A 14,405-nucleotide genomic window follows, 5' to 3' on the forward strand; every position below is an offset into this window, starting at 1 on the left:
TGTCGTTACAGCCAGGCCATTCCATGCACACAGTTGATAAACTCCCCTCCCGCGCCCCATCGCGCTGGCCCATGGCGCTGGCGTTTTCGTTCAGCGCCATCGTCCTGGTCGCCGTCGGCGTGCTGGCCTGGCGCGCCCCGTTCGAGACGGCGTGCGTGATCGACGCGCTGGTGTTCCTGCTGCTGATGCTGCTGGCGGCGCTGTACCGGCGCACGGTGGCGGCCAGCCTGCCGCGCCAGCTGCTCAAGGCGGGCGCCTTGCAGGACGCGATTTTCAACAGCGCCAACTTCTCGTGCATCGCCACCGATGCGCAGGGCGTGATCCAGATTTTCAATGTGGGCGCCGAACGCATGCTTGGCTACGCAGCCGGCGAGGTGGTCGACAAGCTGACGCCGGCCGGTATTTCCGATGCGCAAGAAATCGTCGCGCGCGCGGCCGCCCTCAGCGCCGAACTCGATACGCGCATCACGCCCGGCGTGGAAGCGCTGGTGTTCAAGGCCACGCGCGGCATCGAGGATATCTACGAGCTCACGTATATCCGCAAGGATGGCAGCCGCTTTCCCGCCATCGTCTCCGTGACGGCCCTGCGCGATGCGCAAAGCAAGGTCATCGGCTATCTGCTGATCGGCACGGACAACACGGCGCGCAAGCAGGTCGAGGCGGAACAGGCGCTGCTGGACCAGCGCCTGCAGGAGCAGCAGGCGTACACGCGCTCGCTGGTCGAGAGCAACAATGCCGAGCTGAAAAAGGCGCGCCAGGTGGCGGAAAAGGCCAATCGCGCCAAGTCGGAATTCCTGTCGAGCATGAGCCATGAATTGCGCACGCCGCTGAACGCCGTGCTGGGCTTTGCGCAGCTGATGGCGTCCGACGTGCCGCCGCCCACGGTGCCGCAGCAGCGCTCGATCGAACAGATCCTCAAGGGAGGCTGGTATCTCTTGCGTTTGATCAATGAAATCCTCGACCTGGCCATGATCGAATCGGGCAAGGTCACCCTGTCGCAGGAAGCGATGTCCTTGCTCGACGTGCTGCAGGATTGCCAGGCGATGATTGCGCCGCAGGCGGAAAAGCGCGGCATCCGCATGCAGTTTCCCCGCTGTGGCCAGGCCTTCTACGTGCATGCGGACCGCACGCGCGTGAAACAGGTGATGGTCAACCTGCTGTCGAATGCCATCAAGTACAACCATTCCGGCGGCACCGTCACCGTCGAATGCAGCCGGAATGGCGACAAGGTGAGGGTCAGCGTGCGTGACAGCGGCGCCGGCCTCGATGCGGGCCAGGTGGCGCAGCTGTTCCAGCCGTTCAACCGCCTGGGGCAGGAAAACAGCACGGAAGAGGGCACGGGTATCGGCCTGGTCGTCACCAAGCAGCTGGTCGAACTGATGGGCGGCGCCATCGGCGTCGACAGCACCGTCGGCGTGGGCACCACCTTCTGGTTCGAGCTGGCCGCCAGCACCGCACCGTCACTGGTGCTGGGTGACGGCGATGCGTTGCCGCAGGTGCAAGAGCCGCAGGAAAGCCAGCGCACCTTGCTGTACGTGGAAGACAATCCCGCCAACCTGGCGCTGGTGGAGCAATTGATCGCCCGCCGCAGCGACCTGAAGCTGCTGACGGCCATCGATGCGCACCTGGGCATCGACCTGGCGCGCACCTACCAGCCCGATGTGATCTTGATGGATATCAACCTGCCCGGCATCAGCGGCTATGGCGCGCTGCATATCCTGCACGACGATCCGCTGACCAGCCACATTCCCGTGATGGCGCTGTCGGCCAACGCCGTGCCGCGCGACATCGAAAAAGGCCTGGAAGCGGGCTTCTTCCGCTACCTGACCAAGCCGATCAAGGTCGTCGAATTCATGGATGCGCTCGACGTGGCCCTGCACCATGCGGCCGCGCATGGCCTGGCCGACGACACTCACGCAGTACGCTAATTCAGCATTTATTTTTAGGAATACCGCCATGCTTCAAGCCACCGAGATTCTGAACGCCAGCATCCTCATCGTCGATGACCAGGAGGCCAACGTCATGCTGCTGGAACAGGTGCTGCGCAATGCCGGCTATACGCGCATCACGTCCACCATGGACCCGCAAGCCGTGCGCGCGCTGCACCAGCAGCACCGCTACGATTTGATCCTGCTCGACTTGCAGATGCCGGAAATGGATGGCTTCGAGGTGATGGAAGGCTTGCGCGACATCGAGGCGGGCAGTTATCTGCCCGTGCTGGTGATCACGGCCCAGCCTGGCCACAAGCTGCGCGCGCTGCAGGCCGGCGCCAAGGATTTCGTCAGCAAGCCCTTCGACCTGGTGGAAGTCAAGACGCGCATCCACAACATGCTGGAAGTGCGCCTGCTGTACCAGAAGCTGGGCGACTACAGCAAGTCGCTGGAACAGATGGTGGAAGCGCGCACGGCCGAACTGCGCGAAAGCGAAGCGCGCTTCCAGCGCTTCACGGAACTGTCGTCGGACTGGTACTGGGAACAGGATGCGCAGGGCAATTTGACGCGCTTTTCCGGCCCCGTGGCCGAGATGCTGGGCATCGGCAGCGAAGACGAGCCGCAGCGCTGGAACGCCGCCGAGCGTGCCTTGCTCGACGCCAAGATCGCCGCGCGCGAACCGTTCCTCGACTTCATCTACAGCCGCGCCAACCCGGACGGCAGCACGCAGTACCTGCAGGTCAGCGGCGAACCGATGTTCGACAATGGCAGCCGCTTCATCGGCTACCGCGGCATCGGCCTCGATGTCACGGCGCGCCTGCGCACTGCCTGATTGGCGGGCGGCTGATTTATACTTGTTGCCATTCACATCGACAAGGAAAGCATCATGGCTGACAAACTGCCTCCGGCGACACCGCCGCAATACTGGTTCCCCGCCAAGACCTATGGCTGGGGCTGGGGCATGCCCATCACCTGGCAGGGCTGGCTGGTCTTCCTCGGCGCGCTGGCGCTGTTCGCCTGCGGCGCCTATCTGTTCCCGCCGCAGGAATCGCTGGCGCCCTACATCGTCTATGAAGTCGTCATCGCCGCCGCGCTCGTCGGCGTGTGCTGGCTGAAAGGCGAACCGACCAGCTGGCGCTGGGGCAAGAAGAAATAAACGTCCGCGCATCGTTTGCAAGGCAAGCGATGCGCAAAGACGACAGCTGCAAGAAATCATCTGGCCACGCGGCGCGAACCGCGTATAATTGGCTCGCTGCCGCAAGGCGGCAAACGCTAGGGGTCCTGCCTTTCGCTGTGGAAACACGGTGCAAGCGCGGGTGAGAAATACCCTCCGAACCTGATCTGGATAATGCCAGCGAAGGGAAGCTTTAGGATGAACGCACCCCGCTTTTCCGCGTGCGCGCAGCCGAACCTCCTTAGCTGGCTCCAGGCTATAAATAGTCTAGCTGCAGTCTAGCCAAGGAGCCAAAATGAACGCCAATCCGAAATTCCTTTCCGCCACCGCCACGGTCGACGAAGCCGCCATCGCGCCGCTGCCCAATTCGTGCAAGATCTATGTCGAAGGCAGCCGCCCCGACATCCGCGTGCCCATGCGCGCCATCAGCCAGTCCGACACGGAAGCGTCGTTCGGCGGCGAAAAGAATCCGCCGATCTACGTGTATGACACGTCCGGCCCGTACACGGACCCGGACGTGCAGATCGACATCCGCTCGGGCCTCGATACGCCGCGCCTGCCGTGGATACTCGAGCGTGCCGACACGGAAGAATTGCCCGGTCCCACCTCCGACTACGGCATCGCCCGCCTGGCCGACCCGAAACTGGCCGAGCTGCGCTTCAACCTGCACCGCAAGCCGCGCCGCGCCATTGCCGGCAAGAATGTGACGCAGATGCACTACGCGCGCCAGGGCATCATCACGCCGGAAATGGAGTTCGTCGCCATCCGCGAAAACATGCGCCGGCAAGAGTATTTGCGCGAGCTCAAGGCTTCCGGCCCCATGGGTGAACGCATGGCCGAGATGATGGGCCGCCAGCACCCGGGCCAGTCGTTTGGCGCCAGCATCCCTGCCGAAATCACGCCCGAGTTCGTGCGCGAGGAAATCGCCCGCGGCCGCGCCATCATTCCCGCCAACATCAACCACCCGGAAGTCGAGCCGATGATCATCGGCCGCAATTTCCTGGTGAAAATTAACGCAAATATCGGCAACTCGGCCGTCACGTCGTCCATCGGCGAGGAAGTGGAAAAGATGACCTGGGCCATCCGCTGGGGCGGCGACAATGTGATGGACTTGTCGACTGGCAAGCACATCCACGAGACGCGCGAATGGATCGTGCGCAACAGCCCCGTGCCCATCGGTACCGTGCCCATCTACCAGGCGCTGGAAAAGGTCAATGGCAAGGCAGAAGATTTAACGTGGGAAATTTTCCGCGACACCCTGATCGAGCAGGCCGAGCAGGGCGTCGACTACTTCACCATCCACGCCGGCGTGCTGCTGCGCTATGTGCCGATGACGGCCAAGCGCTTGACGGGCATCGTTTCGCGCGGCGGCTCCATCATGGCGAAATGGTGCCTGGCCCACCACCAGGAATCGTTCCTGTACACGCATTTCGAAGAGATTTGCGAGATCATGAAGGCGTATGACGTCTCGTTCTCGCTGGGCGACGGCCTGCGTCCCGGCTCCATCTACGACGCCAACGACGAGGCGCAGCTGGGCGAGCTGAAGACCCTGGGCGAGCTGACGCAGATCGCCTGGAAGCACGACGTGCAAGTGATGATCGAAGGCCCGGGCCACGTGCCCATGCAATTGATCAAGGAAAACATGGACTTGCAGCTGGAGCAGTGCGGCGAGGCGCCGTTCTACACCCTGGGGCCGCTGACGACCGATATCGCGCCCGGCTACGACCACATCACCTCGGGCATCGGCGCGGCCATGATCGGCTGGTACGGCACGGCCATGCTGTGCTACGTGACGCCGAAGGAGCACCTGGGCCTGCCGAACAAGGCGGACGTCAAGGACGGCATCATCACCTACAAGATCGCGGCGCATGCGGCCGACCTGGCGAAGGGCCACCCGGGCGCGCAGATCCGCGACAACGCACTGTCGAAGGCGCGTTTCGAATTCCGCTGGGACGACCAGTTCAACATCGGCCTGGACCCGGACAAGGCGCGCGAATTCCACGATGAAACCTTGCCCAAGGATTCGGCCAAGGTGGCGCATTTCTGCTCCATGTGCGGCCCCCACTTCTGTTCGATGAAGATCACGCAGGAAGTGCGCGAATACGCGGCCGGCATGGGCATCGCGGAAGACAAGGCGCTGAAGCAGGGCATGGAAGTGAAAGCCATCGAGTTCATCAAGAATGGCGCCGAGCTGTACCGCAAGGTCTGAGGGAGGCGTGATGAGTGCATTGATACCGATCATGCTCAACGGCGCGCCGCACCAGGTGCCGCCCGGGCAAACCCTGGATCAACTGATTGCCGCGCTGTCGCTGGAAAACCAGGCGCTGGCGCTGGCCGTCAACCGCAGCGTGGTGCCGCGCAAGGCGTGGCGGGACAGGGTCCTGGAAACCCAGGACCAGGTGGAGATCGTCCGCGCCATCGGCGGCGGCTAAAAACGTCCAAGCAAACCTGCTGCGCGTCGCGCTTTGCGGCCTGCGATGCTCACCGGCTCGGCGCGCCCGTGCCCTGGCACGGTGGCGCGTCTCGGCCACAAATCATCGCCGCTCGCGACGGTTTTCTTCGGACGTTTAAAAACTTAAGGAACAGCATATGCATACCGCAACAAACAACGACCTGCTGACGATCGCAGGAAAACAGTATCCATCGCGCCTGCTGGTGGGCAGCGGCAAGTACAAGGACTTGCCGCAGACGCGCGAAGCGACGGACGCGGCCGAGGCGCAGATCATCACGGTGGCGATCCGCCGCGTGAATATCGGGCAAGATCCGAATGCGCCCAGCCTGCTCGACTTCGTGCCGCCCGAGCAGTACACCATACTCCCGAACACGGCCGGCTGCTACAACGCCAAGGATGCCGTGTACACCTTGCAGCTGGCGCGCGAACTGCTGGGCGGGCGCAATCTGGTGAAACTGGAAGTGCTGGGCGACGAAAAGACCCTGTTCCCGCACATGCCGGAAACCCTGATCGCGGCCGAGGCGCTGGTCAAGGATGGCTTCGACGTGATGGTGTACTGCAGCGACGACCCGATCCAGGCGAAGATTCTGGAAGACATCGGCTGCGTGGCCGTCATGCCGCTGGCGTCCCTGATCGGCTCGGGCATGGGCATCTTGAATCCGTGGAACTTGTCCCTGATCATCGACCAGGCGAAAGTGCCCGTGCTGGTGGACGCGGGCGTGGGCACGGCGTCGGATGCGGCGATCGCCATGGAGCTCGGCTGCGATGGCGTGTTGATGAACACGGCGATCGCGGGCGCGCGCGACCCCGTGCGCATGGCGCGCGCCATGAAGCTGGCCGTGCGGGCCGGGCGCGAAGCGTTCCTGGCGGGACGCATGCCGCGCAAATTCGCCGCCTCGCCATCGTCGCCGATGGCAGGCCGCCTGGCGTGATGGTGCCTACGCTGCCGGCGGTGCTGGTGTTTGCCGGCGTCGATCCTTCCGGCGGCGCGGGCATCGCCGCCGATATACTCGCCATCGCGGCGCAGGGCGCGCATGCCTTGCCCGTCGTCACGGCGCTGACCGTGCAGGACAACGACCGCGTGTTTGGCGTGCAAGCCGTGGCGCCGGAGCTGCTGCGCCGGCAGGCGCAGGCGTTGATCGACAAGATCGCCATCCACGCCGTGAAAATCGGCATTCCCGGCAGCGCGGCAAACGCGGCCGTCATCGCCGACTTGATCGGGCAACTGCGGCAGGCCCGGCCGAATCTGCCCGTCGTGCTCGACCCCGTGCTGGCCAGCGGCCATGGCGACGTGCTCAGCCTGGACGATGCCGTGCTGGCGCTGGCGCCCCTGCTGGCAGTGACTACTGTCATCGTACCGAACGGGCCGGAGGCGGCGGCCCTGGGCGGAGCGGAAAACCTGCGCGCGCAAGGCTGCGAACATGTGCTGGTGACGGGCGGCCATGGCGCCGGTGACGAGGTGATCAACCGCTGGCGCGATGCCGATGGCGTGGAGCGCGAGTGGTGCTGGCCGCGCCTGCCCGGCGCCTTCCACGGCAGCGGCTGCACCCTGGCGTCCGCCATCGCGGCGCGGCTGGCGTCGGGTCAGCCACTCGCGCAGGCGCTTGATGGCGCGCAAACTTATTGCCATGCGGCCCTGGCTGGCGCGTATGCCATTGCGCCAGGTCAATTCATGCCGCAACGACTGACTGATTAAGGAAAACATCATGCGTGGACTGTATCTCGTCACTCCCAACTGGGATGACACCGACCGCCTGCTCGACGTAAGCGAGCAAGCCTTGCAGGGCGGCGTGGCCCTGCTGCAATACCGCCACAAGAGCGCCGATGCGGCGCAACGGCGCGAGCAGGCGGGCGCCTTGCTGGCGCTGGCCCGCAAGTATGGCGTGCCCTTCATCATCAATGACTTCATCGAGCTGTGCGAAGAGCTCGACGCGGACGGCGTGCACGTGGGTGGCACGGATGCGTCCGTCGCGCAGGTGCGCGCGCGGCTGGGGACGGACAAGATCGTCGGCGCTTCCTGCTATGGCGACATGGCGCTGGCGTACGCGGCGCAGGCGGGCGGCGCCAGTTACGTGGCCTTTGGCGGCTTCTATCCGTCGCTGGTGAAACAGTATCCGGTGACGACGCCGCTGGACATCGTGCTGCAGACGAAACGCGAGATCAGCTTGCCGTGCGTGGTGATCGGCGGCATGACGCCGGCGAATGCGGCGCCGCTGGTCGCGCGCGGCGCCGACATGGTGGCGGCGATCAGCAGCGTATTTGGCAACGGAGACCAGGCGGACGAGGTGGATATTGCAGTGCAGCAATTCAATCTGCTGTTTGCGCGTTAAGCGAAGGTCTTGCGCGGCGGATTTCACGCATAATCGGCATATAATAAGAGCATCATTCATTACCGAGGTTCCTTTGCCCATGAGTCAGCCTGCCGCCGCGAAACGCCTTATCCTGATCGTTGACGATGACCAACTCCTGTTGGAATTCCTTGGCGAAGTCCTGCGCCATGCCGGTTACGAGACGGCCCTGGCCAATTCCGCCGAAGTGGCGCTGCAGCTGATCGCGCAGCGCGAACCCGACCTGGCCTTGCTCGACATCCACATGCCGGGCATGTCCGGCCTGGAGCTGGCCAAGCGCCTGCACGGCGAGACGGCCGTGCCGTTCATGTTCCTGTCCGGCAGCGGCGACAGCGAGTCGGGCAAGCAGGCGGCCGCCTACGGCGCCGTCGGCTATGTGGTCAAACCCGTCGACGAAGGCCGCCTGATGCCCGCATTCGAAGCGGGCCTGGCGCGTGCCGACGAGATCCGCCAGCTGCGTCGTACCGAGCTGAACCTGAATGCGGCGCTGGCCGCCGGCCGCGAAACGAGCCTGGCCGTGGGTCTCTTGATGGGCAAGTTCCAGACGGACCGCAACACGGCGTTCGAGGTGCTGCGCGACCATGCCCGCTCGAGCCGCCGCAAGATCAATGAAATCGCCAGCCAGCTGCTGCTGGCCGAGGAAACCCTGAACGGCTTGCACGGCGCATTCCTCAACCGCGCGAAAACCAAGTAAGTGTTTCCCCTTGCGCCGGTGTGGCACGCCGGTGCGTGCCTTGTTATGATGTGACGATACGGCGCGCTGGCGCGCCTGATTCAACCACTGACAGGACACACATGAAAACCAAAGCCGCGATTGCATGGAAGGCGGGCGCTCCGCTGACGATAGAAGAAGTCGACCTGGCCGGCCCGCGCGAGGGCGAAGTACTGGTCGAGATCAAGGCCACCGGCATTTGCCATACCGATTACTACACCTTGTCGGGCGCCGACCCGGAAGGCATCTTCCCGTCCATCCTTGGCCATGAAGGCGCCGGCATCGTCGTCGACGTGGGGCCGGGCGTGAAAAGCCTGAAAAAGGATGACCACGTCATTCCCCTGTACACGCCGGAATGCCGCCAGTGCAAGTTCTGCCTGTCGCAAAAAACCAATCTGTGCCAGTCGATCCGCTCGACCCAGGGCCGCGGCCTGATGCCGGACGCCACCTCGCGCTTTTCCATCGACGGCAAGCCCATCTTCCACTACATGGGCACGTCCACTTTCTCGAACTACATCGTCGTGCCGGAAATCGCTCTCGCCAAGATCCGCGAGGACGCGCCGTTCGACAAGGTGTGCTACATCGGTTGCGGCGTGACGACGGGCGTGGGCGCCGTGCTGTTCACGGCCAAGGTCGAGGCGGGTGCCAACGTGGTCGTGTTCGGCCTGGGCGGCATCGGCCTGAACGTGATCCAGGCGGCGAAGATGGTCGGCGCCGACAAGATCATCGGCGTCGACATCAACCCGGCGCGCCAGGCCATCGCGCGCAAGTTCGGCATGACGCATTTCGTCAACGCCAATGAAGTGGAAAACGTCGTCGACACCATCGTGCAGCTGACGGACGGCGGCGCCGACTACAGTTTCGAGTGCATCGGCAATACCACCACCATGCGCCAGTCGCTCGAGTGCTGCCACAAGGGCTGGGGCCAGTCCATCATCATCGGCGTGGCGGCGGCCGGCCAGGAAATCTCCACGCGGCCATTCCAGCTGGTGACGGGGCGCGTGTGGAAGGGTTCCGCTTTCGGTGGCGCGCGCGGCCGCACGGACGTGCCGAAGATCGTCGACTGGTACATGGAAGGCAAGCTCAATATCGATGATTTGATCACACACCGCCTGAAGCTTGATGATATCAATCAAGGCTTCGACTTGATGAAGAGCGGCGAATCGATCCGTTCCGTCGTCTTGTACTAATGTAAATACGCCGTACCACGGCGTTTTTGCGGAGGCTGCGGCCTCCGTTTTTTTTTTGCCGTCGCGATTTACCATCCATCGCGCCTATCGGTCGTCCAGTCCCTCATCCGGGCACTTCATCGCATGGCGCTGGAAGCGCCGCCGGCACGCGGCTATCGTGGTCCCTGTCGCCGTACCACGGCGGCTTTGCGGAGGCCACTGGCCTCCTTTTTTTTTGCCCGCCGACTACCATCCATCGCGCAAGCCTGCCGTCCAGGCGCGCCTTTTTGCAGCCTGTCGCACGGCGCTGGAGCCGCCGGCCGGGCATGGCTAGAGTGGACGCTCCAACCATACCTATGAGGCAGCCATGTCCACTTCCCACCGTTTGATCCTCAGCCTGGCCGGCATCCTATTCGGCGGCAGCGCCCTGGCCGTGCAGCCGCCGCAGCCGCCCGCGCCGCCGGCCCCGCCTGCTGCGCCAAGCAAGCAGATCAGTATTTCCATGGACAGCGGCGATGGCTATGCACTGGTCGATGGCCAGAAGGACAGGGTCACCATGAGCGGCAGCGATGTGGATAACCAGCAGATCAAGCAGTTGAAACAGTCGATCAAGGGACAATTCCTGTGGTTTCGCGACCAGGGCAAGAGTTATGTGATGCAAGATCCGACGCTGCTGGCGCGGATCGACGAGGCCTGGAAACCATCGCAGCAACTGGGCCAGCAGATGAGCGTTCTGGGCCGGCAGATGGGGGCGCATGGCAAGGCGATGGGCGACTTGGGCAGCAAGATGGGCGACCGCGGACAGGCGCAGGCCAGGGCCGGCACGCGCGAGTCGGAACAGCTGCGCGCGCTGGGCCGCCAGCAGCAGGAACTGGGTCGCAAGCTGGGCGAGGCGTCGCGGCGCCAGGCAACGGCGACGACGGATGCGGCGCGCCGCACGGCCGAGCGCGATGTGGAACGCTTGCAGCAGCAGATCGAAGATGCCCAGGATGAAATGGAAGAAGCCAACGACCGCATCGCCGCCATCCATGAGAGCGAGGCCCAGCAGGCTGAAGTGATTTCGCGCCAGATGGAGCAGCGCAGCAAGCCGATGGAAGCGCTGGGCAAGCAGATGAGCGAACTGGGCCGCCAGCAAGAGAAGGCGGCCAAGGCGGCGGACAAGGCCACGCGGCAGGCCATCGCGCAATCGCTGAGCGAAGGCAAGGCCAAGCTGGTGCGCTGAGTGCTCAGGCCAGCCGCTTGCGCATCAGGCAGCGCAGCGCCGGATCATGGCCGTCTTGCGCCTCGCGCGCCAGCTTGTGCGCATGGCCCGCGCCCAGCGCCACGGCATCGGTTTCGCTGAAGCCGTGGCGCGCATAGTAAGGCGCATTCCAGGACAGGTGGCGATACGTGCTCAGGGTCAGGAAGGCGCAACCCAGCGCTTGCGCCTGGGCGGCAGCGGCCGCCAGCAGGCGCGCGCCCAGCCCCTGGCGCTGCTGCGGCAGGGCGACGGACAATTCCACGATGAACAGCTGGCCGTCGAGCGGTTCGGCGGCCAGGAAGCCTGCCGGCGCAGCGTGCCCATCGGTGGCGAGCCACACGCCGCCCTCGCGCTGCAGCGCTTGTAAGGTGCTCAAGGGCAAGGGGTCTCCCTGCGCCAGCCATGCCAGCTCCGGCCCGGCCTGCGCAAACAGGGCGGCGGCGCTGCGTTCGACCTGGGCCAGCAGGGGCAGATCGGCGCCGCTGGCCGCGCGGATGGCGTAGCTCATGGCGCGTGCCAGACGGCGGTTGTGGCGCGGTATTGCGCCGGCAGCAGCGCCCTGGCGTCTTCCACGCTGTCGTACAGCTGGTCTTGCTGGCATTGCCATTGGGCATCGCAGCTGAAGCGGTAGACGCGCGCCTCGCCTTCGTACTGGCACAGGGCTAGGCCGTGAATGGCGAGCGGCGCGGCGCCGGTGCCGCCGCTAACGTGGCCGAATGGCAAGTCGGACCAGGCCCAGGCCAGTACGCGGGCGCCGTCGATGTGGCTGGGAGGTGTCATGGTGGGCGGTTTCCGCGTGAATGTCATGACGCCGATTGTAGCGCGCACGCCCAAACTGGGCGACCGCTGGACAAATGCACAGTATTTTTAGCCATGCCGGTATAATCACGGCATGCAAAATCTTCTTCACAACCTCAATCCCGAACAATTGGCTGCCGTCACCTTGCCGGCCCAGCATGCGCTGATCCTGGCGGGCGCCGGTTCGGGCAAGACCCGCGTGCTGACCACCCGCATCGCGTGGCTGATCCAGACCCAGCAGGTATCGCCGCCCGGCATCCTGGCCGTGACCTTTACCAACAAGGCCGCCAAGGAAATGCTCACGCGCCTGTCGGCCATGCTGCCGATCAACACGCGCGGCATGTGGATCGGCACCTTCCACGGCCTGTGCAACCGCCTGCTGCGCACGCACTACCGCGACGCGGCCTTGCCGCAGACCTTCCAGATCCTCGATTCGCAGGATCAGTTGTCGGTGATCAAGCGCTTGTTGAAGGCGAACAATATTGATGATGAGAAGTTCCCGCCGAAGACGGTGATGTATTTCATCAACAACGCCAAGGACCAGGGCTTGCGCGCCACGGATGTGGAAGCGTATGACGCGCACGAGCGCAAGATGGTCGAGCTGTACCAGATGTATGACGACCAGTGCCAGCGCGAAGGCGTGGTCGATTTTGCGGAACTGCTGCTGCGCACGTACGAGTTGTTGAGCCGCAACCAGCCCTTGCGCGAGCACTACCAGGCGCGCTTCCGCCACATCCTGGTGGACGAGTTCCAGGATACGAATAACCTGCAATACAACTGGCTCAAATTGCTGGCCGGCCACGGCAGCCGCGATGGCGGCGCCCTGTTTGCCGTCGGCGACGACGACCAGAGCATCTACGCGTTCCGCGGCGCCAACGTGGGCAATATGAGCGCCTTCGAGCATGAATTCCAGGTGCAGAACTTGATCAAGCTCGAGCAGAATTACCGTTCGCACGGCCATATCCTCGACAGCGCCAACTTGTTGATCGCGAACAATAGCAAACGCCTGGGCAAGAACTTGCGCACGGACGCGGGCCATGGCGAGCAGGTGCGCGTGTACGAAGCCAGTTCCGACCTGCAGGAAGCGCAGTGGATCATCGAAGAGGCGAAGAGCCTGATTGCCGATGGCGCCTCGCGCAGCGAAATCGCCATTTTGTACCGCTCGAATGCGCAGTCGCGCGTGATCGAACATGCGCTGTTCTCGGCCGGCATGCCCTACCATGTGTATGGCGGCCAGCGCTACTTCCAGCGCGCCGAGGTCAAGCATGCGATTGCTTACCTGCAATTGATGGACAATCCGCACAACGATTCGGCCTTCTTGCGCGTGGTCAACTTCCCCACGCGCGGCATCGGCATGCGCTCGATCGAGCAATTGCAGGCCGCCTCCGAGCAGTACGGCATCTCGCTGTACGCGTCCGTGCCGTACGTGGCGGGCAAGGCGGGCAGCGTGCTGGCCGGCTTCGTCAAGCTGGTCGAAGGCGTGCGCTTCGAAACGCAGCAGCTGTCGCTGCCGGAAATGGTGCGCGTGGTGCTGGAAGCGAGTACCTTGCTCCAGCACTATCAGAATGAAAAGGAAGGCGCCGACCGCATCGAAAATCTGGAGCAGATGGTCAGCGCGGCCAGCCAGTTCATTTCCGAGGAAGGCTTCGGCCAGGGCGCGCCCGCGCACCTGGGGCCTGCCGCCCAGGCGCAGTCGGGTGCGCCCGTCGTCAACCAGGATGGCATCGAGATCCTCGACGCCGACGCGCCGTTGCCGGCCGTGATGTCGCCGCTCTCCGCCTTCCTCTCGCACGCGTCGCTGGAAGCGGGCGACAACCAGGCGCAGGCGGGCCAGGATGCGCTGCAGATGATGACCGTGCATTCGGCCAAGGGCCTGGAATTCGACAATGTCTTCATTACCGGCCTGGAAGAGGGCCTGTTCCCGCACGAAAGCAGCTCGAAGGAAGACAACGGCGTGGAAGAGGAACGCCGCCTGATGTACGTGGCGATCACGCGCGCGCGCAAGCGCCTGTACATGAGTTTTTCGCAGACGCGCATGCTGCACGGCCAGACGCGCTACAACATGAAGTCGCGCTTCTTCGACGAATTGCCGGAAGAATCCTTGAAATGGCTGTCGCCGAAGGTGCAGGCGAACTGGTTCGGCAACCGCAAGTCGGCGTGGGACGAGGCGCCGCGCGTGGCCAGCCTGGGCTCGGACAATGCGATTGCGCAAAAGATCGCGCAAAAAGCCACGGGCGGCGGCTGGCGCATCGGCGAATCCGTGGCGCACGCCAAGTTCGGCGAAGGCGTGATCGTCAATATCGAAGGCGGCGGCGGCAATGCGCGCGCGCAGATCAACTTCGGCCAGCATGGCATGAAGGTGCTTGACCTCGGTATCGCCAAGCTGGAACGACTGGGACGTTAACACCTAAGCAAACCTGCTGCGCGTCGCGATTTGCAGGCGCGCGGCCCCATGCCTGCGCACAGCTTCGCGTCTCGGCCACAACCCGCTGCCGCTCGCTACGGTTTTGTGCGATGTTACGGTGGCCAACGGTCATAAAAAAGGGCAGCCTGCGCAGGCTGCCCTTGTTGCATCTGGCCG

At 64.1% G+C, this 14,405-nt stretch carries 14 protein-coding genes and 1 riboswitch; of the genes, 12 read left to right on the forward strand and 2 right to left on the reverse strand.

Going from position 1 to position 14,405, the window contains the following annotated elements:
- The first annotated feature begins 23 nt into the window (after positions 1–23).
- The 11 genes from O0880_RS26160 (at position 24) to O0880_RS26210 (ending at position 11,008) form a co-directional block, all read left to right on the forward strand.
- Positions 24–1,928, forward strand: a complete 1,905-nt coding sequence (locus tag O0880_RS26160; protein ID WP_289889422.1) for an ATP-binding protein — start codon at positions 24–26, stop codon at positions 1,926–1,928.
- A 28-nt stretch (positions 1,929–1,956) separates the two neighbouring features.
- Positions 1,957–2,763, forward strand: a complete 807-nt coding sequence (locus tag O0880_RS26165) for a response regulator (protein WP_071325387.1) — start codon at positions 1,957–1,959, stop codon at positions 2,761–2,763.
- Positions 2,764–2,817: 54 nt separating this feature from the next.
- A complete protein-coding gene (locus O0880_RS26170; RefSeq protein WP_071325386.1) occupies positions 2,818–3,087 on the forward strand; it encodes a hypothetical protein in 270 nt (89 codons plus the stop codon).
- Positions 3,088–3,195: 108 nt separating this feature from the next.
- Positions 3,196–3,311, forward strand: a riboswitch (TPP riboswitch).
- A gap of 89 nt (positions 3,312–3,400) precedes the next feature.
- On the forward strand, positions 3,401–5,314 hold the full coding sequence (thiC, locus tag O0880_RS26175; protein ID WP_289889423.1) for a phosphomethylpyrimidine synthase ThiC: 1,914 nt from the start codon (positions 3,401–3,403) through the stop codon (positions 5,312–5,314).
- Positions 5,315–5,324: 10 nt separating this feature from the next.
- Positions 5,325–5,537, forward strand: a complete 213-nt coding sequence (thiS, locus tag O0880_RS26180; protein ID WP_232250976.1) for a sulfur carrier protein ThiS — start codon at positions 5,325–5,327, stop codon at positions 5,535–5,537.
- Positions 5,538–5,694: 157 nt separating this feature from the next.
- Positions 5,695–6,489 carry a thiazole synthase gene (locus O0880_RS26185; RefSeq protein WP_289889424.1) on the forward strand — a complete coding sequence of 265 codons (795 nt, stop codon included), beginning with the start codon at positions 5,695–5,697 and terminating at the stop codon, positions 6,487–6,489.
- A complete protein-coding gene (locus tag O0880_RS26190; protein ID WP_289889513.1) occupies positions 6,489–7,253 on the forward strand; it encodes a hydroxymethylpyrimidine/phosphomethylpyrimidine kinase in 765 nt (254 codons plus the stop codon). Before O0880_RS26185 ends, O0880_RS26190 begins: the two co-directional genes overlap by 1 nt.
- Before the next feature lie 10 nt (positions 7,254–7,263).
- On the forward strand, positions 7,264–7,887 hold the full coding sequence (gene thiE / locus O0880_RS26195; protein ID WP_289889425.1) for a thiamine phosphate synthase: 624 nt from the start codon (positions 7,264–7,266) through the stop codon (positions 7,885–7,887).
- Positions 7,888–7,966: 79 nt separating this feature from the next.
- Positions 7,967–8,599: a response regulator gene (locus tag O0880_RS26200; protein ID WP_071325380.1), complete on the forward strand. Its 633-nt coding sequence runs from the start codon at positions 7,967–7,969 to the stop codon at positions 8,597–8,599.
- Positions 8,600–8,700: 101 nt separating this feature from the next.
- Positions 8,701–9,807: an S-(hydroxymethyl)glutathione dehydrogenase/class III alcohol dehydrogenase gene (locus O0880_RS26205; RefSeq protein WP_034749160.1), complete on the forward strand. Its 1,107-nt coding sequence runs from the start codon at positions 8,701–8,703 to the stop codon at positions 9,805–9,807.
- Positions 9,808–10,153: 346 nt separating this feature from the next.
- On the forward strand, positions 10,154–11,008 hold the full coding sequence (locus tag O0880_RS26210) for a hypothetical protein (RefSeq protein WP_289889426.1): 855 nt from the start codon (positions 10,154–10,156) through the stop codon (positions 11,006–11,008).
- A 4-nt stretch (positions 11,009–11,012) separates the two neighbouring features.
- On the opposite strand, the gene O0880_RS26215 is transcribed toward O0880_RS26210, so the two are convergent.
- Positions 11,013–11,534: a GNAT family N-acetyltransferase gene (locus tag O0880_RS26215; protein WP_289889427.1), complete on the reverse strand. Its 522-nt coding sequence runs from the start codon at positions 11,532–11,534 to the stop codon at positions 11,013–11,015.
- On the reverse strand, positions 11,531–11,806 hold the full coding sequence (locus tag O0880_RS26220; protein ID WP_289889428.1) for a hypothetical protein: 276 nt from the start codon (positions 11,804–11,806) through the stop codon (positions 11,531–11,533). Before O0880_RS26220 ends, O0880_RS26215 begins: the two co-directional genes overlap by 4 nt.
- Positions 11,807–11,918: 112 nt before the next feature.
- On the opposite strand from O0880_RS26220, the gene O0880_RS26225 reads away from it, so the two are divergent.
- Positions 11,919–14,228, forward strand: coding sequence for a UvrD-helicase domain-containing protein (locus O0880_RS26225; protein ID WP_289889429.1), 2,310 nt, complete (start codon positions 11,919–11,921; stop codon positions 14,226–14,228).
- Positions 14,229–14,405 lie beyond the last annotated feature (177 nt).

The sequence above is a fragment of the Janthinobacterium sp. SUN118 genome (assembly GCF_030397695.1).
Classification (GTDB): Bacteria; Pseudomonadota; Gammaproteobacteria; order Burkholderiales; family Burkholderiaceae_D; genus Janthinobacterium.